We start from the raw sequence: 25,749 nt of genomic DNA on the forward strand, positions 1-25,749 counted from the left end.
GCAGCGCGATGCGCTGGAGTCCGCTTTGGGCCACTAGCGGTCCTCGACTGGCCGCGCTCCGTAGGTCAGCTACGGACCAATCGCGTCGATTTGGCGCTGCGGCGCTCAACGCAGGAACGTCCTCGTAGCTGCCAAGTTAAGCCGCCAAAATCACCTGTGAGGGAGACAAAGTCATGGCCCGCGCAACAGCCCACCCGGATCATCACTGCATCTCGAGCGAAGACATTCAGGGAACCGAGGTGTATGGAGCAGATGGAAAGAATATCGGTGAGATTGATCACCTCATCATCGACAAGGTGTCAGGCCGCGTAGCTTATGCAGTCATGAGCTTCGGCGGATTTGTTGGCTTGGGTCAAAGCCACTACCCCATTCCATGGAGCGCTCTGACATATGATGCGTCGATCCAGGGCTTCCGAACCAATATCACAGAGCAACAGCTCAGGGATGCGCCGGAGTTCAGCGATGACTCCTGGCAGGATCGAGATTGGGAAACGCGAACCCACCGGTATTATGGGACACCCACTTACTGGGAAGGGCGAGGTGGCCTATAACGCCAGACGACGCGCCGGAATTTTCCAATCGTGAGTGTCAGCTGAATTGATCGGCCACCCTCGTTGGATGCTGTCGGATCGATCTTCCGACCAATACTAGCATTGAGCTTCGCTGGAAACTGTCCAGCGAAGTTCAGGCGGTTTTGATTGATGAGCCTTGCAGCGAACAACGCCTGCCGCCCGCATCGGAGGCGGAGGATGCCGCTCATTGGTTTTGCTCAGCTTCTCTCTAGAGTCAGCAATGGGCCCAAGCGGCCCCAGCGGGCATTACCGTGAAGGTCCGCTGCGGACCAATTACGGAAGTCCCCAAATTGGGCGCGGCGCTGGGCACTGATCAGGGCGCAGCGGTACCACTCCGTTTGATGATGCCGCGCTCCACGAAGTTCGCTGCATCCTCAGAAGTCATGTTCTGACTATCGAGTCGCCGCACTGCGGGGCTTAGCCGCTCGGCAAAGATAACAACTATCATGTTATCCCCGGTGACCTCCCGTTGGCCCATTTGCTCCGCGTGCGACACAGCACGTTGCTCAACCCGCTGGACGCCCCGCTACGCCGTCCGCAACACGGGCGCCGGCGGCTGCGACGGCCGGATCAGCGCGAATGCAACCTGGATGATGCCGCCGGCCAGCCCCAGCGCGACGCCGATGCGCCAGGCCATGGTGTAGGAGCCGAGCGCGTCGTAGAGCACCCCTCCTCCGTAGGCGCCGAGGAAGCTGCCGATCTGGTGGCTCATGAATGCGAGGCCCTGGATCATCGCCTGCCAGCGCAGGCCGAACATCTCGGCGACCGCGCCCGCGACCAGCGGTCCCACACCCATCCACAGGAAGCCCATGATCGCGCCGAACAGCAAGGTCGAGGCCGGTGTGGCCGGCAGCATGAAGTACCAGGCCAGCGCGAGTGAGCGGAAGATGTAGATTCCGCCGAGCAGCGCGAGCTTGTTCCAGCGCTGGCCGGCCCAGCCGAAGAACAGCGAGCCGAGCACGTTGAAGCCGCCGATCATGCCGAGCGTCTGCGCGCTCAGCATCGGATCGAGGCCGCAGATCGCGAGATAGGACGGCAGATGCGTCGTGAGGAACACGAGCTGCATGCCGCAGACGAGATAGGCGCAGGTCATGACCACGAACGACGCGTTGCCGAACGCGGTCTTCGCCGCGATCAGGGCCGTGGCATCGACGATCTCATCAGTCGCGGGCTTCGGCAGCGGGACCGCGTCGACGCGCCCGGCATACCAGGCCGCCGGGATCATCAGCACCGACATCACCACGAAGCCGGCGAGCCCGACGCGCCAGCCAAAGCCCTCGTTGAGCATCTGCCCGATCGGCGCCGACAGCAGCGCGCCGAGCGAGCCCGCACCGGAGACGATGCCGAGCACGGTGGAGCGCACCGTTGCGGGCACCGCGCGCGCCGCCACCGACATCGCGATCGCCGCCGCGGTGCAGGCCAGCGAGGTGCCGATCAGCACGCCGGCGCCGATCATGATGGCGACGAGACCGTTCGCGGTTGCCATCAGCACCAAGCCCGCGATGGACATGAAGGAGCCAGCGATCATGATGGGACGGAAGCCGTAGCGTGTGGTCATCGCGCCGGCGAGCGGCTGGAGAAAGCCCCAGGCGAGGTTCTGCACGGCCAGCGCCAGCGTGAAATCGGAGATCGACAGATGGATGTCGTGGGTCAGCGGCTGCATGAAGATGCCGAGGCTCTGCCGCAGCCCCATGCTCAGCGTCAGCATGATCGAGGCGCCGATCAGGATGGGCAATGTCGGGCGCAGGACCTGCAACAGGGGCATTTTTGTCTCCCTCGTGGGCGCGGCGCGCGCGCCGTCGTCTGCAATATCAATTGATTTTGGTTACACAGACCTGTGTACTTAGGCTATGAATAGGGTGCACTGTCAAGCGAACAGGACATTCACCGCCGCATGGCTCCCCCGCCCGCCCCACAGACGATGAAAGAGCGGATCCTCGAGACCGCCGACAAGCTGTTCTATCTGCAGGGCATTCGCGCCATCGGCGTCGACACCATCGCGGCCGAGATCGGTATCTCCAAGCGCACGCTCTACAACCACTTCCCCTCCAAGGACGCGCTGATCGCCGCCTATCTGGAGCGCCGCTTCGTGCAGCCCCGCCCCTCCGACAAGCCCCCGGCCGAGCAGATCCTCGCCACCTTCGATTCGCTGGAGCGCCGCTTCGCCGCAAAAGATTTTCGCGGCTGCCCGTTCGTGAATGCCGTCGCCGAACTTGGCCCGGCGGACCGCGCCGTAAAGAAGATTGCCATCGCCTTCAAGGAAAGCCGCCGCACCTGGTTTCGCGATCGCCTCAATGAGCTCGGCGTTGCGAACGCGGAGGCACTCGCAACGCAGCTTGTGCTGCTGGTCGACGGCTCGATCGCGCAGGACCTCGTCCGCGACGACCCCGCAATGGCCCGCGCCGCGAAGGAAGCGGCGACGGTGCTGCTGCGGAATGCGGGGGTGACGGTGGGAGATCAGACTACGGTGAAGCGAGGCAAGCGGCCGGCCCGGCATCCCTGAAGCAGCTGCAACATCAGAACCCGCCGCTCGCCGCAAGAAGTCCGGATCGGAAAGCACGCACCGCAAGGTCCGTTTGCCGTGCTTCACCCTTCGATCTCTTGAAGCGAGTGGACTGAGAGGAACCATCGTCATTTCGGCGTAGTTGACCTTCTTTACACCGGAGAAGGTCATGAATCGAAAATCGCTTCTTCTTACAGCCGCACTGTCCTTCGCTGTTGCCGCTCCCGTCTTCGCACAAGGCGGCGGCGGAGGTGGTGGCGGCGGAGGCGCGGGTGGCGCAGCTGCGAGCGGCGGCGCGTCCGGATCATCCGCCAGCTCAGGCGCAGGCACTGGCACGTCTGGCGCCGCCAATGGAGGCCACTCGGCGCCATCCGGCATGGGCACAAACGGAACCTCAACCGGCGCTCACACCAACAACTCTCCAACCAACCCGAACGTTCAGCCCCCGACGCCGAACGGGAATACCGCGAGCACACCGACCACCACCGGCGCGGGCAACACCGCGTCAGGATCGACACAGGCGGGCACGCCAAACGGGACCGACAGGTCCGGTATCACGTCCACCAACGGCGCCAACAGCGACAACAAGAACCAGATGAGCCCCGCGGAGCAGGCAAGAACGGGGATCAAGACGCTTCCACAGGATCAAACTCCAGGAGCCGTCAGTGCGCCGGGTGTTGGCGTCGGTCATGCGGCGAACGGCTTGCCGATCGGTACGCCCGGTTCAGGGACCAGCAACGTCGATCAGAAGTGACCCGGACTTTCTCCATCTCCACAGGGCCCGCTACGGCGGGCCCTTTCTGTGACGTCCTGAAGGGAGTGGACGAGGCCTAGGGCTGCGAGGGCGAGACATGGAGTAAACTTGGCATCAGGCGGCCCTGCCGATACACTGGTTTTTTTTGGGGCGTGCCCATGATTAGATTTTCGTCGTTGCTGCCAATTTCATTTCTGATCATCTGCACCCCGGCCTGGGCCGACGAGATGAAGATCCAATTCACGTTTGGACCTCCGCGGCCCTGCACCACCGTCTTTCCCAATCCCGAAATCAAGATGAAGAGTGTTCCGCCCGGCACGCGCACGATCGTCGTCAAGTTTCGCAGAGAGAAGAACTACGAGATGGGGGGCCAGGAGATCCCATTTCCTTCAGACAACATCGTGAAGCCGGAGAGCTTGCGAACCTGGGGCCCCTGCAATTCCGGCCTGTACACTTATGAGGTCATCGCGAAGTCCAGCACGGGCGCGGCCCTGGCCAAGGCAGAATGGTCGGAGCCCTATCCTCCCTGACCTGAAGGGTGGACGCCCGCTTGTTCGCCGTGGCGTGCCGGATTCCTCGCTAGCGGGATGACAGCAGAGTTTGTGGATGTTGGATGCTAGCAGGATGCTCCTGTTTTGCCCGACGAGTCAAACGGCAATGCTGTGCGCATCAGCCGTTTTGCAGCCGACGTAAGCCATTGATCCGACTAGTGTCGGCTACTGTGCATGGGGTTGTTTTCGCGTTTTTTTACGCGGGCGTGTGCCAGCGGCCTCACGCCGCGTGCGACACCACGCGATTGCGGCCGTCGTGCTTGGCGCGGTACAGGGCGGTATCGGCGCGCTTGAGCACGTCGCCAACCGCCTCGCCCTTCTGCTCCAGCGTGGTCAGGCCGATCGAGATCGTGACCTCGATGCGCTTGGTGCCCTTGTGGATCGCAAAGGGCTCGCCGGCGATCGAGCGGCGCAGGCGCTCGGCGACCATGCCCGCGACGTGGAGATCGGTCTCCGGCATCACGATGACGAATTCCTCGCCGCCGTAGCGACAGGCAAGGTCGATGCCGCGGATCGACTTGCGCACCCGCACGGCGAATTCGCGCAGCACGTCGTCGCCGGCGTCGTGGCCGTAATTGTCGTTGATCGACTTGAAGTAGTCGATGTCCAGAATCATCAGCGCCAGCGGCTTGCCGCGCGTTGCGGCCTGCTCGGCCAGCGTCGCGAGATGGCTCTCCATGTAGCGCCGATTGTGCAGCCCCGTGAGCGCGTCGGTGATCGCCATCTCGATCGAATTCTGCACGTTGTCGCGCAAATGGTCGGTGTAGCGGCGACGGCGGATCTGGGTGCGGGCACGCGCCAGCAGCTCGATCTTGTCGATCGGACGCAGCAGATAGTCGTTGACGCCGATCTCGAGCCCGCGCAGCAGCCGCGTCGCGTTCTCGGGGTCGGCGATCGCCAGGATCGGCACATGCCGCGTGCGCTCCAGCGAGCGCGCCTGGCTGCACAGCCGCAGGCCGTCGAAATTGTTGAGGTCGAGCGAGACGATCAGCAGATCGTAATTGCCCTCGGCGGCGTGGAACAGCGCCTCCGTCGGGTTCGGCTCGACGTCGATGGTGTGCTCGGCGGCGAGGATCGTCGCCAGCCGCTCATAGGAGGACTGGCGGTCGTCGACCAGCAGGATACGGCCGCCCTTGCCGGTGTCGGAGATCGCACTGCGCTCGGGCGCCTGCATGCCGATTTCGAGCGAGGTGATGGCGCGCATGCGCAGCTCGTCGGTCATCATCTTCAGCCGCGTCAGCGAGCGCACGCGCGCGATCAGCACGACATCGGAGACGGGTTTTGTCAGGAAATCGTCGGCGCCGGCTTCCAGCCCGCGGTTGCGGTCGGACGGGCTGTCGAGCGCGGTGACCATCACGACGGGAATGTGATGCGTGGCCGGATCGGTCTTGAGCCGGCGGCAGACCTCGAAACCGTCCATGTCCGGCATCATGACGTCGAGCAGGATGATGTCGCATTCGGCGCGGGCGCAGATCGCCAGCGCCTCGGTGCCGTTCGCGGCGGTCATCACGTCGAAATATTCGGCGGACAGGCGGGCTTCGAGCAGCTTGACGTTGGCAGGGACGTCATCGACGACGAGAATACGCGCGGACACTGTGAACTCACTTCCTATCCGATGAAACGTCGGACCGTCTCAATGAATTTGCCGACCGAGATCGGCTTGGACAAATAGGCCTCGCAGCCGCCCTCGCGGATGCGCTCTTCGTCGCCCTTCATCGCGAACGCCGTGACGGCGACGACGGGAATGCTGCGCAGCTCCGGATCGTCCTTGATCCAGCGCGTCACCTCCAGGCCCGAGACCTGCGGCAATTGGATATCCATCAGCACGAGGTCGGGCCGCATCTTGCGAACGAGGTCGAGCGCCTCGTAGCCGTTGCTGGTGCCGGTGGTCTGGTAGCCGTGCGCCTCCAACAGGTCGCGGAAGAGCTTCATGTTGAGCTCGTTGTCTTCCACGATCAGGACGGTCTTAGCCATCCCGCCCTCCTGATTGGTCCGCAGACCGATGCATGTGACGCCTCAGGCGCCGGTCGCCGGCGCTTCGAAAACTGGATTCAAACTAGCCTCGAATTCGCTTGAGTTTCGTTAAACCCGAGGGCCGACTTTCTGCGATGTGGTTTCCAGTTGCTTGTCGGGGGTCGCAAGACTTGGGTAAGAGACTGGGCAAGAGACTTGGAAACGAGACTCGGGCATGGTGGCCCCAAAGTAGACACCGAAAGTTAACGGAAAGGCAAACCGGCCACGTGAAAAAGCCTGTTCACAACCCGCGCGAAGTCGCTGAAATCGTTGCGCTTCAGGCGCTGTCTTTCGTTGCGGGCGAACCCGAGCGGCTGGGCCTGTTCCTGGCCGAGACAGGGGTCGGCCCGGAGATGCTGCGCAATGCCGCCTCGGACCCCAATTTCCTGCTGAGCGTGCTGGATTTCGTGATGCGCGACGACGCCACCGTGAAGGCTTTTGCCAGCACGGCGGAACTGCATCCGACCAACGTTGCCGCAGCGCGGCAGGTTCTCGGCGACGCGCTCGGCGACCCCAATTGGGAGCGCGACGTGCCGTGACCTCCTTGGAGACGGCCGGGCCCCGCTGCTTCTGCCGGGATTGTTCGGCCGATCTGGATATGGGCGTGCGGCGCTGTTCCGCCTGCGGTTCCCCCCGCCTCGCCCGCCACCGCGCGCTCGCAAGCCTGACCATCGCCCATATCGACTGCGACGCCTTCTACGCGACCGTCGAGAAGCGCGACAATCCCGACATCGCCGACAAGCCCGTGATCATCGGCGGGGGCAAGCGCGGCGTGGTGTCGGCCGCCTGCTACATCGCCCGCACCTACGGCGTGCGGTCGGCCATGCCGATGTACAAGGCGTTGGAAGCCTGCCCGCATGCAGCCGTGATCCCGCCGAACATGGCGAAATATGTCCGGGTCGGGCGCGAGGTGCGCCAGGCCATGCAAGCGCTGACGCCGCTGGTCGAGCCGCTTTCGATCGACGAGGCGTTCCTCGATCTCTCCGGCACCGAGCGGGTGCACGGCATGATCCCGGCCAAGGTGCTGGCGCGGTTCGCACGCAACATCGAGCGCGACATCGGCATCAGCGTCTCGGTCGGCCTCTCCTGCAACAAGTTCCTGGCGAAGATCGCCTCCGACCTGGACAAGCCGCGCGGGTTTGCTGCGCTCGACCAGGACGAAGCGCGCCTGATGCTGGCGAGGAAGCCGGTCGGTTTCATTTTCGGCGTTGGACCCGCGACGCAGGAGCGTCTGGTGCAACGCGGCTTCCGCATCATCGCGGACCTGCAGAAGGCCGACGAGATCGAGGTGATGCGGCAGTTTCCGAGTGACGGCCGCAGGCTGTGGCGACTCGCGCGCGGCATCGACGACCGCCGCGTCGAGCCCGATCGGGGCGCCAAGACGATTTCGAGCGAGACGACGTTCGAGACCGACATCCGAGACTTCGCGACGCTGGAGAAGATTTTGTGGCGGCTGTGCGAAAAGACGTCGTCTCGCCTTAAGAGCAGCGAGCTCGCCGGCCTGACCGTCACGTTGAAGCTGAAGACCGCCGATTTCCGCCAGCGCACCCGCTCGCAGTCGATCACGGCCCCGACGCAGCTTGCCGCGAAGATCTTCTCGATCTGCCGCGAGATGCTGGCGAAAGAGATCGACGGCACCGCCTTCCGCCTGATGGGCGCCGGCGTCAGCGCCCTGCGCGAGGGTTCAGTCGCCGACGACACCGACATGCTCGACCGCCGCGCCGCCCATGCCGAGCGCGCGGTGGACAGCTTGCGCAAGAAATTCGGCAGCGCCGCAGTGATCCGCGGCATCGCGTATGAGGGGCCGGAAAAGGCGCAGGAGTGATGACAGGCGAACGCGACCTCCACGCACTGCTGAGACACATGAAGCCGGAGATGCGGCCGGGCATCTTCGTGTTCTGCACGATCCCGACGAACGAGCCAGTTCCCGCAGCGCTCAGTCCACTGCTGACGTTTTGCGAGCAGGAAGGAACGACGCTGGTGCTCCTGCGCGAAGAGGCCGAAGCGGCAGGACTACGCCACGCATTTGCATCGTGCCTGATCACCCTGACGGTTCACTCCGCACTCGATGCGGTCGGCTTCCTGGCGGCGATCACGGCACGTCTCGCCGCAGCCGGCATCAGCGTGAACGCCGTGTCGGCGTTTCACCACGATCATTTGTTTGTGCCGGCAGACAGGGCCGACGACGCGATGGTTCTTCTGCGAGAGATGTCCAACGCAACACACTTGTAGCGAAAGATCTCAATCCGCGACAGCCACCGCTTCGATCTCGATCATCCATTCCGGCGCGGCGAGCGCCGAGACGCCGACCAGCGTGCTCGCCGGCGGCTCCATACCTTCGAAGAAGGCCGAGCGGGCCTTGCCGATGATCGGGCGCAGCTCCGGCTTGTAGTTCACGACGAAGGTCGTGATCTTCACGATGTTGGCGTAGCTCGCGCCGGCCGCCTTCAGCGCATGCCCGAGATTCTGCATCACCTGCGTGGTCTGCGCCGCGAGTTCGCCCTCGCCGACAATCCGCCCCTCCTCGTCCACCGACACCTGGCCGGAGATGTAGATCGTCCGCGCCCCCGTGGCGGTGACGACATGCGAATAGGCGGGATTGTGATGCAGGCCGCTGGGACGGAGATGATCGAGCTTGGGCATGACGAGCCTCCCGGATGTTTGTGGTTGGGAGGAGCGTAGCCAGAGACCGCGTTGCAGGCCAGCCCTCAATTGCAGGGCTTGCTGTCCTTCGCGTCGAACTTGCCCATCGCGCCCGAAATCACAAAATCGTTGTAGTCCAACACGAGCTGGCGCGAGACGCCGTTCTCGTAGAGCTCGAACGCCATCGCATAGACCGGCGTCTGCTCGCCTTCTTTCTGCTGGGCCTCGCGGTCGAAATAGCTGACGGTGACGGGCCAGCGCTTGAGCGACTTCATGTGCTCGTCGGACGTCGAGGGATCGGGCGAGCCTTCGCGTTCGGCGGGGATCGGCTGGCCGATCACGGTCAGCGTGTTGTAGACCTTTTGGCCATCGTCGGAGCCGTCATAGACGGAGAGTTCGAGCAGCGACTTGCCGTCCTTGGCGGCGGCAATGATGCGCTGGATCTGTTCGGTCGGGAATACGATCTTGCCGTCGAGCGTAAAGCTCTTCGGGGCCGGCAGCTTCAGCTTGACGTTGATGTGGTCGCCGTCGCGCTCAGCCGAGCCGTCGACCCGGCCGGCATCCGCCTCGTTCATCCGCGTCTCGATCTTGAAGCGGTAGCTTTTGCCGCCGGCGTCCTCCCAGGAATTGGAGCGGAGGTCGCTGAGCGTGACCTTGCCCTCGCCGCTGTCGAGCTCGGAAACCTGGCGGAATTCGGAGGTGTAGCCCTCGCACGAACTTCCGGTGAAATTGTAGAGGATGCGGCCGCGCGCGCTGTTGATCGAATTCGAGCGCGATTTCACCAGGCTCAGATCATAGAGCGCCTGATGCGCGAGAAACGGACCGTTCGCGGCCAACGCCCCGCCTCCGGGGCCGAGAGCGGCCGCCGCGAGCGCCGTCACACCGAGCGAAGTCCGGAAAAGGTGCAGCATGTCTGGTTCCTGAGGAAAGCGCAGATTCGACATTTTAATGACCGTTCCATTGCGTCGCAACTGAGGCCGTTTCACGTAAAGTTGCGGCCTTTGCGTTGAACCTCCTGCCCCGCCTCAACAAAATGCCACCCCCGACGGTTGCTTGCATGTGGCGGCACGATGGGCGAAACAGGGCCCGCCCGGCCTGCAAGGGATGCGCCGGGGCGGATGGATTTTTGGACAACGAGGTCGGACATGGCGGGCACGGTCGAGCAGAAGCTGGCGGAACAGGGCATCAAGCTGCACGAGGCCCCCACCCCCGTGGCAAACTACGTGCCGTTCGTGCGCACCGGTAATCTGCTGTTCGTCTCCGGCCAGGTTTGCTTCGATCCCGCCGGCAAGCTGATCGCCAAGGGCAAGCTCGGCGCCGGCGTGACCATCGAAGACGGCGCCGCGGCCGCCCGCGGCTGCGCCGTCAATCTGCTGGCCCAGGTCAAGGCGGCGCTGGGCGACCTCGACAAGGTCGTGCGCGTGGTGCGCCTCGGCGGCTTCATCAACTCGGCGCCGGACTTCCTGGACGGGCCGAAGGTCCTCAACGGCGCCTCCGACCTGATGGTCGCCGCCTTCGGTGACAAGGGCCGTCATGCCCGCACCACTGTCGGCGTCGCCTCCCTGCCCGCGGATGCGGCGGTCGAGGTCGAAGGCGTGTTTGAGGTCGCCTGAGGCGAATGCGCGCTCCTGATTGGCTGACAGCCCGCCCGGTCGCCCATCGCGGCCTGCACGACATTTCCCGCGGCATCGTCGAGAACATGCCGGGCGCGGTGCAGGCTGCAATTGCGGGCAATTTCTCCATCGAGGTCGACATCCAGCTCTCCGCCGACGGCGAGGCCATGGTGCATCACGACCATGCGCTCGGCCGCCTGACCGAGGCCACCGGCCCGCTGGTCGAGAAAACCGCCACTGAACTGAAGGCGCTCACGTTCAAGGACACGGCCGAGCGGATGATGTCGCTCAGCGACCTCTGCGCCCTTGTTGGCGGCCGCGTGCCGCTGGTGATCGAGGTTAAGAGCCGTTTTGACCGCGACCGCAAGCTGGTGAAGCGGATGGCCGAGGTGCTCGCGTCCTATGATGGCCCAGCGGTCGGCATGTCGTTCGACCCGGACCAGGTGCTGGCGCTGCGCGAGCTGCTGCCATCCCGCCCCCGCGGCATCGTCGCGCAACGGAGCTATCAGGACGACTACTGGGCTCACCTGACGCAGCAGCAGCGCGACAGCATGCTGTACCTGCGCCATGGTTTTCAGACCCAGCCGCAGTTCGTCGCCTTTAGGGTCGACGACCTGCCCGCCCCCGCCCTCTGGATCGCCCGCAATGTGTTCGGCTGCGCTCTACTGGGCTGGACCGTGCGTACGACCGAGCAGCGGACGCGGGTCGCGCAATATGCGGATCAGATGATCTTCGAGGGCTTCGTACCCTAGGCTTGATGTTTCCCACTCTTGAAGTCGCTGCTGCAATGCACGATCTTGGGCACGATGGCACCATCCGAAATCACCCTTGAGGCCGTACCTTCCATTGGCGAAGTATCGCCGGACGACTGGGACGCCTGCGCCAATCCCGGCGGCAGGTCTTGTAATGGGCATGGCAAGGGAACCTCATCCGGACTTCCAGGGGATTCCCTCGGCCTCTCAAAGTCCGGCTATAACCCCTTCGTCTCCCACGCGTTTTTATCGGCCGTTGAGAAATCGGGTTCGGCCACGATCCGCACCGGCTGGGGACCGCGGCATCTCGTGGCCAAGGTCGACGGTCGCGTCGCCGGCGTCGTGCCCTGCTATCTGAAATCGCACTCGCAAGGCGAATATGTCTTCGACCGCGGCTGGGCCGATGCCTATGAGCGCGCCGGCGGGCGGTACTATCCGAAGCTGCAGGTATCGGTTCCGTTCACGCCGGCGACGGGACCGCGGCTGCTGGTCCGCGACGGCGTTGACCGCGAGCACATCATGGAAGCGCTGGCGAGCGGGTTGGTGGCGCTGTGCGGTGTCAGCAAGGCTTCCTCGGTGCACGTCACTTTCGCCCGCGAGGCGGAGTGGAAGCTGCTCGCCGAGCACGGCTTCCTCCAGCGCACCGACCAGCAGTTCCATTGGCACAACGAAGGCTTTGCGAGTTTCGACGATTTCCTGGCGACGCTGAACTCCCGCCACCGCAAATCGATCAAGCGCGAACGGCGCGATGCGCTGGCTGCCGGGGTCACCATCCACTGCCTCACGGGCAAGGAGATCACCGAGGATGCCTGGGATGCGTTTTTCATGTTCTACATGGAGACCGGCTCGCGCAAATGGGGCCGCCCTTATCTGACGCGGGAATTCTTCTCGCTGATCGGCGAAACCATGAGCCAGGACGTGCTGCTGGTCATGGCACGCCGCAACGATCGCTGGATCGCGGGCGCGATCAACTTCATCGGCTCGGACACGCTGTTCGGCCGCAACTGGGGTGCGGTCGAGCATCATCCCTTCCTGCATTTCGAGGTCTGCTATTACCAGGCGATCGACTTCGCCATCAAACGCGGTTTGGCGAATGTCGAAGCCGGCGCGCAGGGCGAGCACAAGATCGCACGCGGCTACCTGCCGCGGACCACCCACTCCGCTCACTTCATCGCTGATCCGGGCTTGCGCCGCGCCATCGACGATTACCTCAAGCGCGAGCGCGCCTATGTTGCAGAAGCCGGACGGGAGCTGGCCGAGCTCGGCCCGTTCCGCAAAGGCGCCGACGAGGCGCCTTGACGGTTCGTTGCGGCTGGTGACAGTAAGCGCAAAATTCCAGGGAGCCGCCGCCATGACCGCCTACGACCCCGACAACATCTTCGCGAAGATCCTCCGCGGTGAATTCCCCTGCCACAAGGTTTACGAGGATGAGCACGTGCTCGCCTTTCTCGACATCATGCCGCGGGTACCGGGCCACACGCTGGTGATTCCAAAAGCTCCTGCCCGCAACATCCTCGACATCAAGCCGGACGACTACGCCCACGTCGCCCGCGGCGCACACAAAATCGCTGCCGCAGCGATGACGGCGTTCAAGGCCGACGGCATCACCGTGCAGCAGTTCAACGAGGCGGCCGGCGGACAGGTGGTGTTTCATCTCCACATGCACGTGATGCCGCGCCACGACGGCGTGGCGATGCTTCCGCCCGCCAGCCGCAAGGAAGACGTCAAGGTGCTGGAAGAGAACGCGACCAAGCTGATCGCGGCGTTGAAGGCGGGCTGACGCTCTCCACTCGTCATTCCGAGCGCAGCGAAGCAATCCAGACTGCCTCCGCGGCTACAGTCTGGATTGCTTCGTCGCAAGAGCTCCTCGAAATGACGGAGGAGACACTTCACTCCGTCTGAAAATCTCCCGGCTGCGGGGCGGCCAGCGGCGTGAACTCGCAACGATCTGGTTTGATGTCGATCAGCGGCGTGTTGTCGAGGCAATCGAGCCCGCGCACCAGAATCGCGTTGCCTTCGATGCCGACCAGCTTCACGATCGACGTGCCGATCGGATTAGGGCGCACCGGCGAGCGCAGCGAAAACGTGCCGCGGGTCTTCTCGTTGTTCTTAGGGCTTTGCAGGACGATGTCGCGGCGCGACTTGTCGAGCCAGTAAAGCACTTCGAGATTGCTGTAGAAATCGACGCCCTTGATCGCCGGCACGAACGGCTCGAAGATCTCGAGCCGACATATCGGGCCGTCTGTCCGGCCCTGCCGCGGGGTCTCCATCCGCGAGCTCCAGGGCGTGCGGATGCGGCCGATGAAGACGAGGCCGGCATCTTGCGTCGGCGGCAGCTCGATGGAGACTTCACCCTCGCGGAGCTGGTTTTCGCGAACCATATGTCCAATTCCCTGCTGTTCGCCGGCGGTTTTAGCCCAACCACCACTTGCCGGCCAGCATGAAGACTTCGCCCGCGACCACGCCCGCGAAGATCGAGCGGCGGGCCAGCAGGAAGACGACGAGGCCGGCGCCGACCGCACCGTAGCGCAGGGCGTCCGGCACGCTCGCAAGCGCCCCGGGGGGCTCGACCACGATCTGGGCGATGACGCCGGCCAGGATCGCCGTGGCGACCGCCCGTACCCAGACCAGAAGCTCGGAGCCCTCGTCGATGCCGCCGCCGAACCACAGGCCCAGCATGCGCCATATCTGGTTGGGAACAACGCCGGCGACGAACAGCACCGCCAGCGCGTGCCAGTCGCCGATGAGCTGCGCAAAGCTCATGCGCGCACCTCCCGCCACCAATGCACGCCATAGGCAATCGTGCCAGCCGCGAGGCCGCTGACGAGGATGTCGAGGCCGGAGTTCATCTTCGCGGCCAGCGGATACAGCAATATGCCCAGCGCGAGGGCGACGACATCGGCGACCTCGCGGCTGTTGCGTGCGGTCGAGAACAGGAAGGACAGCGGCGTCAGCAAAAGGATCGCCGCGCCAAGCGTCTGGGTCAGATTCGCGGCAAGGAAATAGCCGACCGTGTTGGCGGTGAGACAAACCGAGACAAGACCGAAGCCAAGTCCGTTGACGAAGGCGATCCGGCGTTCACGCGGTACCTGCGGCAGGAAGCGATGGCATTCGACCCACAGTGTCACCGCGGTGAGATGCGCCGCGAAAAACAGCTCGCGCCGTTTCGTCGTCGGCGTGCGCATCAACGGCAGCACCGAGACCACCATCGGAAACAGCCGGATCGCACTGACGGTGACCGCGATCGCGGACTGGACGATCGTCGCGCCGGAGCCAAGCGTGGTGATCAGGATGATCTGCGCCGGACCTGCCCAGACGAACAGCGTCGAGCAGAGCGCCCAGAGCAGGCTGAAATGTGTGTCGTGGGCGAGCGCGCCGATGCCGAGATAGGTCACGAACAGCACGAGCGTGAGGATGGTCTGCGTGATCGAGCGCAGCCCCCACGCAAAGGCGCGCCAGGGACTTCGCCATTGAGGTGAATCGAGCGGAGGAAGCGCCACGGGGAGTCTTGGCCGGATGAGGAATCGTGCCCGCATAACGGGCAATGCGGCGCCTCGCGTCAAGAAAGCGCACGGCGGGGCTGGCATGCACGCTGGGACAGATGCCCTACCCGCTCACACCGCGATTCTTCAGCACGAAGCACGCCCCGCCGGCCTTGCGAATGCGACCGCAGAGTTCATCCGCCTCGCTCCGCGTATCGGCGCCGATGCGCACCTGGTAGAAGGCGCGCGTGCCGCGGCTGCGCATCACCGAGCTGAGCAGGCTCGGATCACGTTCGCCGATCACGGCGCTCAGCCGCGTGACCGCGCGGGAGTACATCGCCAGCGCGCGGTTGCGGTCAAAGCCCGCGGCGAGCTGCACGCCCCAGACCTTTGCAGCCGCAAGCTCCACATGCTGCTCGAGCTCGGCGACGAAGGCATTCGGCGCGCGCTTCAAAAGCGCCATCAGATCGCGGCAGCTCGTCGGCGGCACGCTGGGCGGCCCCTTGCCGGTCGCGCCTGCCTTGGCCCACGCATCGACGCTCGTGCCGGTGATCGCAAGAACGTAATTGCGGGTCTGCTCGGGCATGCCGCCGGTGCCGGCGAGCCATTCCTGCACCCGGCGCGGCCCGGCATTGTAGGCGGCCGCCGCCAGCCCGAGATTGCCGAACTGGTTGCGCAGCTCGTTCAGGAATTCCGCCGACTTCGGCAGCGCCTGCACCGGATTGAAGGGATTGAGCAGCCCGCGCTCGCTCGCGGTGCCCGGCATGAATTGCGCGATCCCCTGCGCCCGCTCGCCGCTGCGCGTCACCGGCCCGACCGCATCGGTCTGGAAGCGGCTTTCCTGCCAGATCACGCGGGCGAAGAACTCCAGCGGAAGATTGGCATCGCGCGCCGCGGCCTCGATGATCAGGCAGATCGACTCCCGCGTGTCGCTCTCCCGCGCACCGGGCTTCTCCGGCTGCACAGCGAGTTCTTCGACGCTGGGGATGGCAACGTCGGTCTTGGCGGGCGAACTGTCCCATGCCGCGGCCTGGGTCGACGAGACAAGCAGCGCGGAGATGATGCACATCGCAATCTGCACCCATCGCGCGCAGGCACGGCGGTGGCGCGCCTCGGCGCGGCATGCGACAGTGTGATCAACAATGTTGTGGCATCGTGCCATGGTTCGACGGGTCGCCAATATCATGCTGCCTGACCTGCTTCTCCCAATGCGTTACCCCGCCAAACGGATCCGCGCGATCCTTGTCCTCGCAGCGCTCATCCTGAGCGTCGCGCCAGCCGCCGCGCAGGTGACGTCTCAAGTCGCGTCTCAAGTCAATTGGCGGATGACCACGGAATACCCTGAGAATAACATCTCCGGGATTGGGCTGGCGACTTTCGCCAGCCGCGTCTCCGACCGTACCCACGGCTTCGTGACCGTGACTAACGCCTTCGACAACCAGCTCAAGATCAACTCGGGCGAGATGCCGCGCGCGGCGCTGGACGGCCGGATCGCGGGCGGCGATGCCTTCGCGGGCGCGCTCTCGAGCCTCGACCCTGTGCTCGGATTGTCCACCCTGCCTTTTCTCGTGCAATCGGTGGATCTCGCCCGGGCCACCAATCTGCGGGCGCGACCGCTCTATGAGAAGGCGCTGGCTGCGCGCGGCCTCAAGCTGCTCTATGTGACGATCTGGCCGGCCACGGGCCTCTGGTCGGAGCAGTCGCTCGACGGTGCTGACGACCTGCCGAAACTGAATCTGCGAACCTACGATGCCAATTCCACCGAGGTCATGCGCGCAGCCGGCGCGAACGCGCAATTCCTGCCGATGGATGCGGCGCTCGCCGGACTGAGGGAACACCGGCTGAATGCCTTCCTCACCTCCGGCGACGGCGGCGCGGGACGCAAATTGTGGGACTTCCTGCCGCATTTCACGGCCATCAACTACGCGATGCCAATCTCGATCGCCTTCGTCCGCAGCGACGCCTTTGCCGAACTGTCCGAACCGATGCAGCGCGAGGTGCTGGCGGCGGCGGCCGAGACTGAGCAGAGCCAGCTGGCGCTATTGAGCCACCGCACCATCGAGAACTATGCGCGCATGCGCGACAATGGCGTCCATATCGCCGAGCCGGCGCCTGCGTCCCTTGTCACGGAGCTGCGGAAGGCAGCAACGGGCGCGATCACCGCCTGGGAAACCCGGGCAGGCGCGGAGGCGACCGCCATCGTTGAATGGACGAGACAGCAATGAGGGAGCGGTAGCGGCGCTCCGCTGGTCTCGCTGCCTACCGCCTTAGTTTTTGACCGCAACCGGGATTTCGCCCCGGATGGCGCGGTCGAGGGCATCAATCAGCGCCTGGATCTCGATAAACTTGTTGCGCGCTCGCTCGGCCGTGTCGCGCACAAAGGGGGCGGCCAGCACTTTCGCATGCGCGTCCCTGTCCTCGATCATGCGCTCACGGGCCTTCTTCAGGGTTTCAAGTCGCTCGCTCATCCGGCCTCTCCTGAAAAAATCGTCTCGATCCCTCGTCCGGACTCGTTGATCGACGAGCGCGGCGAACGAGCAACCCTCAACAGCCGCGGCAGATGTTCTTCAGCTTCGCCGCGGTTCTGGCCTCTTCCGCCACGAACGGGTCCTTGTAGGCAGCACGGGACCCATCGCCTTCCGCAGCAGCGGGCTTTTTTTCCTTCGGAGGAAACGCAGCATCGTAGCAGGCGAGACGTCCGCTCGTGCTTTCGATCGCCCGGCAGTCCGGTCCTGCCGCGACAGCGCCTTGCGACAGTGTGCCAAGTATCAATGTGCCAAGCATCAATGCGACGAGAAGCGCTCTCCGGCGGATCCAGTCGACCAGACGAAATCGAGTCATGCACGCTCCTGCTCAGTCGGCGGGAGCGCTGGTGACCCTCAGTCACCGGTCGATGCCAATGGAAAGGCGGTGATGGCGCGACTCTACGCTTCCCTCCCGCGAATAGCGAGCTTTAAGGGATACGCGGTATCGGGAAGGCGATTTTCGGCGTGACAATGGTTGCGCGTTTGCCTTGGCCCCCGGCCTCGTTTAGGTCTGGCAATAGGCGGCGGTATCAACACAGGCGCGACAATATGGTGACCATTTATTTCGATCTCGACGGCACGCTGACCGACCCGAAGCCCGGGATCACGCGCTCGATCCAGTACGCCCTGGAGCGGCTCAACGTTGCGGTTCCGAGCGAGGACGAGCTGACCTGGTGCATCGGGCCGCCGCTGCATGCCAGCCTGCAAAAGCTCACGGGCAGCGCGGAACTCGCCGACCGGGCGCTGCTGCTCTATCGCGAGCGCTTCAGCGACGTCGGCCTGTTCGAGAACGAAGCCTATGCCGGTATCGTGGACACGCTGACAACGCTTGCCGCGACAACACCGCGCATGTTCGTGGCGACCAGCAAGCCCGCGGTCTACGCCACCCGTATCGTCGAGCATTTTGGCCTGAAACCGTATTTCGAGCGGGTGTTCGGCTCCGAACTCGACGGCACGCGCGTCGACAAGCGCGACCTGCTGCGCTACGCGCTCGACGAAGCCAGGGTCGATCCCGCCAGCGCGATCATGATCGGCGACCGCAGCCATGACGTGGTCGGCGCCCGCACCAACGGCATGACCGCGATCGGCGTGCTCTATGGCTACGGCAGCGAGACCGAGCTGCGGGACGCCGGCGCGCATCACATCTGCGCCGCGCATCCCGAGCTGCTCGGCCATTGCGTGATCTAACTCTATCAAGCGGCGACGGTCTCCACCGCCGCCAGCATGCCGGTCTTGGCGTGACAGTTCAGGTACTCGAAGAACTGCTCGTCGGCAGCAGCCACGGTGACCTCGTGGTAGAGCCGCAGTTTTGCCGAGGGGCCGAGCGTCGACAGGTACTTCATCGCGGCGCCGAATATCCTGACGTGGGTCGGATGCGATTCCGCCCACCGCTCCAGCGCCGCCAGGCTCTTCCACCAGCTTTGACCGTAGGACTTTTCACTCGCGTCCCCGCCGGCTGCAAGCACGCGCATGTAACGGTTGGCGTAACAGCCGATGCCAAGGCCGTCATCGCGCAAGAAATCCATGCCCTCGCGCAACACCGGTTCGACGTCGTCGAGATAGAGCTTTCGTTCCGAGGTCTCGGTATCGCTCCAATCCTGGCCTGATCGGATCAGACAGAGATTGTCGTGCGCCTTCACGCGCAGCCGCGCGCCGTCGCGGATCAGCTCGGGATTGCCGCCCGGCGACATCGGATCGGTCTGTGACAGCGGGATGCGGTCGCGCATGCCGCCCCAATAGGCGTGCTCCTGCACCTCGCCGCTCATGCCGCCGGAGATTGCGGCGACGCCCTCGGGCCGGCCGAGCGAGGAAAACAGCGTCTCGTGCCGCGCCACCGTGGGGCGCAGCACCTCGATGAACGTGCCGATGCCCTCGGGCTGCGCTCCGGTCCAGGCCTCGCGCGCCGATGCAAACCATTTGTCGAACCGCGCAATGTCGTCCCAATAGGCCACCGAGACGACGTTCTCGTAGCCTGCCTGATCAACATATTGCGCCCGGTCCCAATGCGAAGGACCGCCTTCCGCGGCAAACCGCGCCGCGATTTCGGCGAGAGCGTCCGTTGCGGCAGCTGCCGCCGTGCCGCGATACTGAAGGCCGAAATAGGCTATCACGACCCGGTTCACGGAAGGCTTATAGCGCGCCACGAAGGACGGGTATGGCGGCTCGTAATCGTCCGGCACGCGCTTGTGGCGCGTGCGCGGCGTCTCGAGATGCAGAGGAATTGCGGATTCCATGATCGTGCCTCCCTCGATTGCGGCGATCAGCTCGCCGCCGCGGCAATGTCCGTGGGCTCGACGGTGTCGACCGGCAGCGCAAACTGCTCGACGCGCTGGTATCGCTTCTTGTTGAGCAGGAGCCGGGTCACGTCGGGGCGCGAATAGTGCCCGGCTGGATCAGCGGCGTTCTTGGCGACGCCGATGGCGCCAAGATCGATCTCGGCGATCAAGAGGCCCTCCTGGTCCGGCGCGAGCTTATCGCCGATCTGGCTGCCATCGGGGCCGTAGATCGCAGCGAAGCCGCCGCCGGCATGCAGCAGCGCGTGCTTGTCCGGCCGATCACAGAGCTCGTCGATCATGGCTTGCGAGACCGTCGCGCAAGGCGCGAGCACGAAGCAGGAGCCCTCGACCGCATAGACGCGCGAGGCGGCGTTGTTCACCTCGGCGCCGAGCGCCGGCGCGAAAGGATCGTAGAGCGAAAAGCTCGGCCAGGCCGCGACATGGACCTGCTCATTCTGGGCATACATGGCGTATTTCGACAGCGGCTGGAGATGCTCCCAGCAGCACAGGGCGCCGATGCGGCCGATGTCGGACCGCGCGTGCACGGCGAGATCGCTGCCGTCGCCCTCGCCATAGACCGTGCGCTCGGCATGGGTCGGCCGCAACTTGCGGCGCTTTGCAATGGTCTCGCCATCGGGCCCGATCAGCCATTGCGCCAGATAGAGACTGCCGCCGTCGCGCTCGGACAGACCGAGCACGGCAGTGAGCTTGGCCTTGCGCACGGTGTCGCGCAGCCGCTCGGCCTGCAGACTGTCATAGGACAGCGAATTGTCGAAATAGCGTTGCACGAAGCCACGACCGATCGCCCAGGCCGGCGAATCCATCCAGATGTGCCAGGGGTAGCCGGGGATGAAGGCTTCCGGAAAAGCGATCAGCTTGGCGCCCTTCTCGGCGGCGTCCCTGATCAGGGCGATTGACTTGTCGATCGAGGCGTCGAGATCGAGCCAGGCGGGCGCCGCCTGCACCACCGCGACCTTGTATTTCGGATGTTCGATGCCCATTCCCGCCTCCCTTGCCGGTTGATCGGAAGCCAGGTCCGATGCAGTCTATTTGACCAAGCCGGGCGGCGGGCGCTCGACCGCGGCGGAACAAAAACTCGACCGGACGGGATTCACCGACCCGGTACGGGATTTGCCTTCGTCAGTCGGGACCAGCGCCGACACGCGATTTTGCGGGATGTGAAAGGAGGCTCTGCAGATGCCAATCCAGTTCACCACGGACGACAGCCCAGGCCACCGCCGGCTTGCGCTCTGGCAGGATATCGTTTGCGACGTCTTCGTCGGGCTCGACTGCAGGTCCGATCTTGGCAGCGCCTTTCGGGGCACGGTCACCCGGGCGCCACTGGGCAAGGCGGAATGCTCCGAGGTCTGCTCCGACCGTCAACACGTGTTGCGCACGCCGTCGCGCATCGCGCGCTCGGATCAGGACTTCATCCTGATCGCGCTCGGCAATCGCGGCGCCGGCGGCGTGGTGCAGGACGGCCGCGAGGCCGTGGTCAGTCCGGGAGAGTTTGCGCTCTATGACACCACCCGTCCCTACGAGCTGAAATTCGACGGCATCTTCACGCAGACCATCTTCAAGGTGCCGCGCGAGATGCTGCAGCGCCGGCTCGGCGCGACCGAAACTCTTACTGCCACCTCTTTCGGGCCGGACTCGCCACTGCAGAGGATCGCCTACGATTTCATCTACCGGCTCTGCCAGAGCGCGGATCAGATCGATCTGCACCACGCCGCCGCTCTGTCGGAACAGGCCGTCGATGTCCTGGCGATGGCGCTGGGCGAGCGGCTGGGCAAGACGCCGCTGCCGTCCTCGACGCATCGCTCCGCCCTGCTCTACCGATTGAAGGCGCATATCCGGGCTCATCTTGCCGATCCCGACCTCTCGCTGTCCGAGACCGCAGCGGCGCTCGGCATCTCGTCCCGCTATGTCAACGATCTCCTGGCTGACGAGGACACCTCGTTCCAGCGCTACGTCCTCGGTGAGCGCCTCGCTCAATGCAGGCGCGACCTCGCCTCCCCCGTGCTCGCTCACCGCCACATCAGCGAGATCGCCTTCGCCTGGGGCTTCAACGACCTCTCGCATTTCGGCCGCGTCTTCCGCGAGCATTTCGGGATGTCACCGCGCGACTTCCGGCAGAGCCAGTCGCGGCATTGACGTCCGGGCAGCCAATGGCCCGAGCCTTCGCTTCAGGCGAAGGCCGTGCTCGTGAATTCCAGATTGTCAGGTGCTGCAGCCGGGATCAGGCTCTGCACATGAGAACCAACGCCACGATAAGCGGATCGGAAGTCTTGCTCGGCGTGATCGCGATCCGGCTCGCGGTGCTTGTTGCGTTGGGCTGGAGCCTGACGCTCCTGCCGCGGCCGGCGCGCGAGAGCGAGGCCACCTGCCTTCAATCACCAGTAACGAGGGGCGCGGCTCGGCTTCCGGCGACGACGGCCAGCCCGCGCGTGACTGACGCGGCATTCGATGACATGCGTCTGCACGACTAGGCCGTTTCCAAGCAAGGCCGGTATGTGAGCGCGAGGTAGGACACGGCGCAGCCTTGCATTACGATCCGGCAGAGGTCGCGGGGATCAATCAGCGGCCAGCCGAGGAGCAAATCGATGGAATACCGACGCTTGGGCCGCTCGGGCCTCATGGTGCCCGCCTTGAGTCTTGGGACCGGCACCTTCGGCGGCGTGGGCCGCCTCGCTGCGTGGGGCACCACCGACGCGACCGAAGCCCGGCGCCTTCTGGATATCTGCCTCGATGCCGGCGTGTCGATGTTCGACACCGCGAACGTCTATTCGCTCGGCGAGTCCGAGCGCGTTCTCGGCGAAGCCATCAAGGGCCGCCGCGACAAGGTTTTGGTTTCGACCAAGGCGACGTTCCGCTTCGGCGACGGCCCCAACGACATCGGGTCGTCGCGGCAGCATCTGCTTACAGCCATCGACGCTTCGCTGAGCCGGCTCGGCACCGATTACATCGACCTGTTCCAGCTTCACGGCTTCGACGCCTTCACCCCGCCTGAAGAGGTGCTCGCGACTCTCGATGTGCTCGTGCGCGCCGGCAAGATCCGCTACGTGGGCGTGTCGAACTTTTCGGGCTGGCACCTGATGAAATCGCTTGGCGTTGCCGACAAGCATGGCTTCCCGCGTTACGTCGCCAACCAGACCTATTATTCACTGATCGGGCGCGACTACGAATGGGAGCTGATGCCGCTCGGCCTCGACCAGGGCCTCGGCGCGGTGGTCTGGTCGCCGCTCGGATGGGGACGCCTCACCGGAAAGATCCGCCGCGGCCAGCCAAAGCCTGACGTAAGCCGCTTGCCCAAGACGGCCGAGTTCGGCCCGCCCGTGCCGGACGAGCACGTCTATCGCGTCGTCGATGCGATCGACGAGGTCGCCAGGGAAACGGGCAAGAGCGTCTCGCAGATCGCGCTGAACTGGCTGCTGCAGCGTCCGACCGTCTCGACGCTGATCATCGGCGCGCGCAACGAGACGCAGCTGCGCGAAAATCTCGGCGCGGTCGGCTGGTCATTGACCAAGGACCAGATCGCCAAGCTCGATGCGGCGAGCAAGGTGACGCTGCCCTATCCTTACTGGCACCAGCGCACAACTTTCACCGACCGCAATCCGCCGGCGGTGTAGAGACCGGCACGCCGGCGCAGTCCGGCTTGAGCTGCATCAAGCCGGCCCGCGCCGACAGTGGCATCGTGCGCTCACGCGAGGCAGCCGATGCGCCGATTTGCCATGAAGGCCCTGTTCACCGCTCTCAATCTCAACCGCGCCGAGCGGAGCGGATCGATTGGGAGCGCACCATCCTGATCGTCTCGACCGCGGTGACGGTTGGGCTCGGCGCGCTCTATGTGTTCGGGAAGTCGACCTCCCGCTGGTGAGCCGCGAGGCCGTGCCGACCCATGCCCGCGGTGCCGGGAGACCTGCTCCCGGCGCAGGAACCGCCCGTATCCTGCCGGGTTGCGATGCATCTCGCAATTTCCTAATCCGGAGACGAACCACGGCTCGAATCAAGCACGCCGCCATCATGTTGCCAGCCTCCATGGAGCACGCCGACGGCCTGCCGCAGCCGCAGCGTGGCCAGGCGGTCCTGACCATTGCGCTCGGCATTATCATGGCAGTGGTCGACAGCGCCATCGCCAACGTCGCGCTGCCGACGATCGCGGCCGACCTCGACGCCAGCCCGGCGTTCTCGATCTGGATCGTCAACGGCTACCAGCTCGCGATCACGATCTCGCTGCTGCCGCTGGCTTCGCTCGGCGAGATCGTCGGCTATCGCCGCGTCTATCTGGTCGGCCTGGTGCTGTTCACATTTGCCTCCGCACTCTGCGCGCTGGCGCACACGCTGCCGCTCCTCACGATTGCACGCATCGTGCAGGGGTTCGGCGCGGCCGGCATCATGAGCGTCAACGCAGCGCTGGTGCGTTTCACTTACCCACGCAGCCAGCTCGGCCGCGGCATCGGGCTCAACGCTCTCGTCGTCGCCTTCTCAGCCGCGGTCGGCCCGACGCTCGCCGCCGGTATCCTGGCGTTCGGCAGCTGGCCCTGGCTGTTCGCCATCAACGTTCCGCTCGGCGTGGTGACATTGGTGCTGGGCCTGCGCAGCCTGCCGCACACCAGGCCTGCGAGCCATTCCTTCGACTGGCAGAGCGCGGGGCTGTCCGCGATCACCTTCGGCGTCGGCATCGCGGCCGTCGATAGCGTCGGTCATGGCGAAGCCGCGATCACCTGCCTCGTGCAGTTCGCCATCGCGCTCGTCGCCGGCGCGCTGCTGATCTACCGCGAGACCCACATGGCCTCGCCGCTGCTGCCGATCGACCTGTTGCGCATCCCCGTGTTCGCATTGTCGATTGCGACTTCGATCGCCTCGTTCTGCGGGCAGATGCTGGCCTTCGTCGCGATCCCCTTCTATCTCCAGAGCCGCTTCGGCTATTCGGCGGTGCATATGGGCCTCTTGATCACGCCGTGGCCGATCGCGGTGGCGTTCGCAGCCCCCCTCGCCGGCCGCCTGGTGGAGCATTATCCGGCCGGCCTGCTCGGCGGCATCGGCCTTACGCTGTTCGCCTGCGGCCTCGCTGCGCTCGCCTTGCTGCCGGCTGCGCCCACGCCGCTCGACGTGGTCTGGCGGATGGCGCTGGCCGGCGCCGGCTTCGGCCTGTTCCAGACCCCCAATAACCGCACCATGATCGCGGCCGCCCCGCGCGAGCGTGCCGGCGGCGCCAGCGGCATGCTGGGGACGGCGCGGCTGCTTGGGCAGACCACCGGCGCAGCGCTGGTGGCACTCTTCCTCGGCCGCTATCCGATCGAGGGAACCAGGATCGCGTTGCTGACCGGCGTCGGCTTCGCGCTCTGCGGCGCAGCGCTGAGCATGTTGCGGCTGTCGTCCGCGGGTGCGCGCGGCGCCGAGCATGTTCGCGTGCAGGACGACCAGCGCCTGCGCGGCGAATAGCGCGCGACCATTTGGGAAGGCCGATTTCGGCTGCGTCCGCCGCGCCTCACATCTTCACCATCTCGGTGCGATATTTCGGCAGCAGTGCTGCGATCAGCTTGCCTTTCTCGGCCATCTCTTCCGGGGTCGGCTTCGGCGGTGGCGATGTGCGGCCTTCGACGGGAAAGCCAACCGCCAGGAAGAATTCGTCCTGTCCCGCTGGCGCGCACATGCAGAGCATACGGGCCGTCTTGCCGGACACGTTCTTGAACGCGTGCGGCGCGTTGGCCGGGACGTTGACGGTCGACCCCGCACTTACGGTATTACCGCGAAAGGTGAATTCAAGTTCGCCTTCGAGCAGCGTGAACATCTCCTCGAAGTCGTGGCGGTGCGGCGGGGGCCCGCCGCCGGCGGGCACCAGCATGTCGACCAGGCAATAGCGTCCTGCGGTCTGCGCGCCCGACACCAGAACCGTGTAGGTGCCGCCGGCCACAGAGATATGCGGCACGTCAGCGCCGTCGGGATCGGCGACCGTCAGGGCGCGGCCGGGATCGTCGGCGGGGATCGAGGAAGCTGACGACGAGTTTGCAGAAGGCGTGTTGGTCATATCGGATCTTCTTGCTTATATTTGGCTGCCAACG

At 64.9% G+C, this 25,749-nt stretch carries 32 protein-coding genes; 17 read left to right on the plus strand and 15 right to left on the minus strand.

Annotation, left to right across the window (positions count from 1 at the left end; all coding sequences use genetic code 11):
* Positions 1 to 173 precede the first annotated feature (173 nt).
* Complete coding sequence (locus ACFQX9_RS06035; RefSeq protein ID WP_085395624.1) at positions 174 to 551, plus strand: PRC-barrel domain-containing protein; 378 nt, start codon at positions 174 to 176, stop codon at positions 549 to 551.
* 547 nt (positions 552 to 1,098) lie between these two features.
* Here ACFQX9_RS06035 and ACFQX9_RS06040 read toward each other — a convergent pair.
* The gene (locus ACFQX9_RS06040) at positions 1,099 to 2,337 is read right to left on the minus strand and encodes an MFS transporter (protein WP_377787198.1); all 1,239 of its coding nucleotides are present in this window, start codon (positions 2,335 to 2,337) and stop codon (positions 1,099 to 1,101) included.
* Between the two features lie 129 nt (positions 2,338 to 2,466).
* Here ACFQX9_RS06040 and ACFQX9_RS06045 point away from each other — a divergent pair, with 129 nt between their 5' ends.
* Positions 2,467 to 3,075 carry a TetR/AcrR family transcriptional regulator gene (locus ACFQX9_RS06045; RefSeq protein WP_085384428.1) on the plus strand — a complete coding sequence of 203 codons (609 nt, stop codon included), beginning with the start codon at positions 2,467 to 2,469 and terminating at the stop codon, positions 3,073 to 3,075.
* Positions 3,076 to 3,513: 438 nt separating this feature from the next.
* On the opposite strand, the gene ACFQX9_RS06050 is transcribed toward ACFQX9_RS06045, so the two are convergent.
* Positions 3,514 to 3,705, minus strand: a complete 192-nt coding sequence (locus ACFQX9_RS06050; protein ID WP_085386298.1) for a hypothetical protein — start codon at positions 3,703 to 3,705, stop codon at positions 3,514 to 3,516.
* Between the two features lie 282 nt (positions 3,706 to 3,987).
* Between ACFQX9_RS06050 and ACFQX9_RS06055 the strand changes: the two genes are divergently transcribed.
* Positions 3,988 to 4,359: a hypothetical protein gene (locus tag ACFQX9_RS06055; RefSeq protein ID WP_085384430.1), complete on the plus strand. Its 372-nt coding sequence runs from the start codon at positions 3,988 to 3,990 to the stop codon at positions 4,357 to 4,359.
* A 241-nt stretch (positions 4,360 to 4,600) separates the two neighbouring features.
* Here the strand turns inward: ACFQX9_RS06055 and ACFQX9_RS06060 are convergent, their stop codons facing one another.
* Entirely contained in the window at positions 4,601 to 5,974 is a 1,374-nt protein-coding gene (locus tag ACFQX9_RS06060; protein ID WP_018455158.1) for a PleD family two-component system response regulator, read from the minus strand.
* Positions 5,975 to 5,988: 14 nt separating this feature from the next.
* Positions 5,989 to 6,354 carry a response regulator gene (locus ACFQX9_RS06065; RefSeq protein ID WP_007603272.1) on the minus strand — a complete coding sequence of 122 codons (366 nt, stop codon included), beginning with the start codon at positions 6,352 to 6,354 and terminating at the stop codon, positions 5,989 to 5,991.
* 266 nt (positions 6,355 to 6,620) lie between these two features.
* Between ACFQX9_RS06065 and ACFQX9_RS06070 the strand changes: the two genes are divergently transcribed.
* The 3 genes from ACFQX9_RS06070 to ACFQX9_RS06080 are packed head-to-tail and all read left to right on the plus strand — an operon-like array spanning position 6,621 to position 8,625.
* Positions 6,621 to 6,932 (plus strand): DUF3572 domain-containing protein, encoded by a 312-nt coding sequence (locus ACFQX9_RS06070; RefSeq protein ID WP_027518410.1) that lies wholly within the window; start codon positions 6,621 to 6,623, stop codon positions 6,930 to 6,932.
* Positions 6,929 to 8,218 (plus strand): DNA polymerase IV, encoded by a 1,290-nt coding sequence (locus ACFQX9_RS06075; protein ID WP_377787204.1) that lies wholly within the window; start codon positions 6,929 to 6,931, stop codon positions 8,216 to 8,218. Before ACFQX9_RS06070 ends, ACFQX9_RS06075 begins: the two co-directional genes overlap by 4 nt.
* Positions 8,218 to 8,625: an ACT domain-containing protein gene (locus ACFQX9_RS06080; protein ID WP_085351383.1), complete on the plus strand. Its 408-nt coding sequence runs from the start codon at positions 8,218 to 8,220 to the stop codon at positions 8,623 to 8,625. Before ACFQX9_RS06075 ends, ACFQX9_RS06080 begins: the two co-directional genes overlap by 1 nt.
* A gap of 9 nt (positions 8,626 to 8,634) precedes the next feature.
* Here the strand turns inward: ACFQX9_RS06080 and ACFQX9_RS06085 are convergent, their stop codons facing one another.
* Together ACFQX9_RS06085 and ACFQX9_RS06090 are read right to left on the minus strand one after the other, a co-directional pair.
* Complete coding sequence (locus ACFQX9_RS06085; protein WP_085395619.1) at positions 8,635 to 9,036, minus strand: RidA family protein; 402 nt, start codon at positions 9,034 to 9,036, stop codon at positions 8,635 to 8,637.
* A 65-nt stretch (positions 9,037 to 9,101) separates the two neighbouring features.
* A complete protein-coding gene (locus ACFQX9_RS06090) occupies positions 9,102 to 9,947 on the minus strand; it encodes a cell envelope integrity EipB family protein (protein ID WP_007611285.1) in 846 nt (281 codons plus the stop codon).
* A 234-nt stretch (positions 9,948 to 10,181) separates the two neighbouring features.
* Here ACFQX9_RS06090 and ACFQX9_RS06095 point away from each other — a divergent pair, with 234 nt between their 5' ends.
* The 4 genes from ACFQX9_RS06095 to ACFQX9_RS06110 are packed head-to-tail and all read left to right on the plus strand — an operon-like array spanning position 10,182 to position 13,181.
* Positions 10,182 to 10,649: a RidA family protein gene (locus tag ACFQX9_RS06095; protein WP_007611287.1), complete on the plus strand. Its 468-nt coding sequence runs from the start codon at positions 10,182 to 10,184 to the stop codon at positions 10,647 to 10,649.
* Between the two features lie 5 nt (positions 10,650 to 10,654).
* Positions 10,655 to 11,401 carry a glycerophosphodiester phosphodiesterase gene (locus ACFQX9_RS06100; RefSeq protein ID WP_018455163.1) on the plus strand — a complete coding sequence of 249 codons (747 nt, stop codon included), beginning with the start codon at positions 10,655 to 10,657 and terminating at the stop codon, positions 11,399 to 11,401.
* Between the two features lie 54 nt (positions 11,402 to 11,455).
* On the plus strand, positions 11,456 to 12,700 hold the full coding sequence (locus tag ACFQX9_RS06105) for a GNAT family N-acetyltransferase (RefSeq protein ID WP_085351443.1): 1,245 nt from the start codon (positions 11,456 to 11,458) through the stop codon (positions 12,698 to 12,700).
* A gap of 52 nt (positions 12,701 to 12,752) precedes the next feature.
* On the plus strand, positions 12,753 to 13,181 hold the full coding sequence (locus ACFQX9_RS06110) for an HIT family protein (RefSeq protein WP_018455165.1): 429 nt from the start codon (positions 12,753 to 12,755) through the stop codon (positions 13,179 to 13,181).
* A 109-nt stretch (positions 13,182 to 13,290) separates the two neighbouring features.
* Here the strand turns inward: ACFQX9_RS06110 and tsaA are convergent, their stop codons facing one another.
* The 4 genes from tsaA to ACFQX9_RS06130 form a co-directional block, all read right to left on the minus strand.
* Entirely contained in the window at positions 13,291 to 13,782 is a 492-nt protein-coding gene (gene tsaA / locus ACFQX9_RS06115) for a tRNA (N6-threonylcarbamoyladenosine(37)-N6)-methyltransferase TrmO (protein WP_018455166.1), read from the minus strand.
* 31 nt (positions 13,783 to 13,813) lie between these two features.
* Entirely contained in the window at positions 13,814 to 14,164 is a 351-nt protein-coding gene (locus ACFQX9_RS06120; RefSeq protein ID WP_085395617.1) for an AzlD domain-containing protein, read from the minus strand.
* A complete protein-coding gene (locus tag ACFQX9_RS06125; RefSeq protein ID WP_085395616.1) occupies positions 14,161 to 14,901 on the minus strand; it encodes an AzlC family ABC transporter permease in 741 nt (246 codons plus the stop codon). Before ACFQX9_RS06125 ends, ACFQX9_RS06120 begins: the two co-directional genes overlap by 4 nt.
* A 106-nt stretch (positions 14,902 to 15,007) precedes the next feature.
* Positions 15,008 to 15,952 (minus strand): lytic transglycosylase domain-containing protein, encoded by a 945-nt coding sequence (locus tag ACFQX9_RS06130; RefSeq protein ID WP_162496378.1) that lies wholly within the window; start codon positions 15,950 to 15,952, stop codon positions 15,008 to 15,010.
* Positions 15,953 to 16,067: 115 nt separating this feature from the next.
* Here ACFQX9_RS06130 and ACFQX9_RS06135 point away from each other — a divergent pair, with 115 nt between their 5' ends.
* On the plus strand, positions 16,068 to 17,108 hold the full coding sequence (locus ACFQX9_RS06135) for a TRAP transporter substrate-binding protein (protein ID WP_085351442.1): 1,041 nt from the start codon (positions 16,068 to 16,070) through the stop codon (positions 17,106 to 17,108).
* A gap of 42 nt (positions 17,109 to 17,150) precedes the next feature.
* On the opposite strand, the gene ACFQX9_RS06140 is transcribed toward ACFQX9_RS06135, so the two are convergent.
* Together ACFQX9_RS06140 and ACFQX9_RS06145 are read right to left on the minus strand one after the other, a co-directional pair.
* A complete protein-coding gene (locus ACFQX9_RS06140; protein WP_018455171.1) occupies positions 17,151 to 17,351 on the minus strand; it encodes a hypothetical protein in 201 nt (66 codons plus the stop codon).
* Between the two features lie 76 nt (positions 17,352 to 17,427).
* Entirely contained in the window at positions 17,428 to 17,724 is a 297-nt protein-coding gene (locus ACFQX9_RS06145; RefSeq protein ID WP_085351377.1) for a hypothetical protein, read from the minus strand.
* Between the two features lie 233 nt (positions 17,725 to 17,957).
* On the opposite strand from ACFQX9_RS06145, the gene ACFQX9_RS06150 reads away from it, so the two are divergent.
* Positions 17,958 to 18,596 carry an HAD family hydrolase gene (locus ACFQX9_RS06150; RefSeq protein ID WP_085351376.1) on the plus strand — a complete coding sequence of 213 codons (639 nt, stop codon included), beginning with the start codon at positions 17,958 to 17,960 and terminating at the stop codon, positions 18,594 to 18,596.
* A gap of 5 nt (positions 18,597 to 18,601) precedes the next feature.
* On the opposite strand, the gene ACFQX9_RS06155 is transcribed toward ACFQX9_RS06150, so the two are convergent.
* Positions 18,602 to 19,642, minus strand: a complete 1,041-nt coding sequence (locus ACFQX9_RS06155; protein ID WP_377787213.1) for a phenylacetaldoxime dehydratase family protein — start codon at positions 19,640 to 19,642, stop codon at positions 18,602 to 18,604.
* A 26-nt stretch (positions 19,643 to 19,668) separates the two neighbouring features.
* A complete protein-coding gene (locus tag ACFQX9_RS06160) occupies positions 19,669 to 20,685 on the minus strand; it encodes a carbon-nitrogen hydrolase family protein (protein ID WP_377787215.1) in 1,017 nt (338 codons plus the stop codon).
* A 196-nt stretch (positions 20,686 to 20,881) separates the two neighbouring features.
* Between ACFQX9_RS06160 and ACFQX9_RS06165 the strand changes: the two genes are divergently transcribed.
* The 5 genes from ACFQX9_RS06165 (at position 20,882) to ACFQX9_RS06185 (ending at position 25,129) form a co-directional block, all read left to right on the plus strand.
* Positions 20,882 to 21,838: a helix-turn-helix domain-containing protein gene (locus ACFQX9_RS06165; RefSeq protein WP_085351374.1), complete on the plus strand. Its 957-nt coding sequence runs from the start codon at positions 20,882 to 20,884 to the stop codon at positions 21,836 to 21,838.
* Positions 21,839 to 21,936: 98 nt separating this feature from the next.
* Positions 21,937 to 22,173: a hypothetical protein gene (locus ACFQX9_RS06170; protein ID WP_377787219.1), complete on the plus strand. Its 237-nt coding sequence runs from the start codon at positions 21,937 to 21,939 to the stop codon at positions 22,171 to 22,173.
* A 114-nt stretch (positions 22,174 to 22,287) separates the two neighbouring features.
* Complete coding sequence (locus tag ACFQX9_RS06175; RefSeq protein WP_085351373.1) at positions 22,288 to 23,313, plus strand: aldo/keto reductase; 1,026 nt, start codon at positions 22,288 to 22,290, stop codon at positions 23,311 to 23,313.
* A gap of 26 nt (positions 23,314 to 23,339) precedes the next feature.
* Positions 23,340 to 23,561: a hypothetical protein gene (locus ACFQX9_RS06180; protein ID WP_162496372.1), complete on the plus strand. Its 222-nt coding sequence runs from the start codon at positions 23,340 to 23,342 to the stop codon at positions 23,559 to 23,561.
* A gap of 146 nt (positions 23,562 to 23,707) precedes the next feature.
* Positions 23,708 to 25,129 carry an MFS transporter gene (locus ACFQX9_RS06185; protein ID WP_051112982.1) on the plus strand — a complete coding sequence of 474 codons (1,422 nt, stop codon included), beginning with the start codon at positions 23,708 to 23,710 and terminating at the stop codon, positions 25,127 to 25,129.
* Between the two features lie 46 nt (positions 25,130 to 25,175).
* On the opposite strand, the gene ACFQX9_RS06190 is transcribed toward ACFQX9_RS06185, so the two are convergent.
* A complete protein-coding gene (locus ACFQX9_RS06190) occupies positions 25,176 to 25,715 on the minus strand; it encodes a cupin domain-containing protein (RefSeq protein ID WP_247371903.1) in 540 nt (179 codons plus the stop codon).
* Positions 25,716 to 25,749 lie beyond the last annotated feature (34 nt).

The sequence above is a fragment of the Bradyrhizobium sp. GCM10028915 genome (genome assembly GCF_042666195.1).
In the GTDB taxonomy this organism is placed as follows: Bacteria; Pseudomonadota; Alphaproteobacteria; order Rhizobiales; family Xanthobacteraceae; genus Bradyrhizobium; species Bradyrhizobium canariense_D.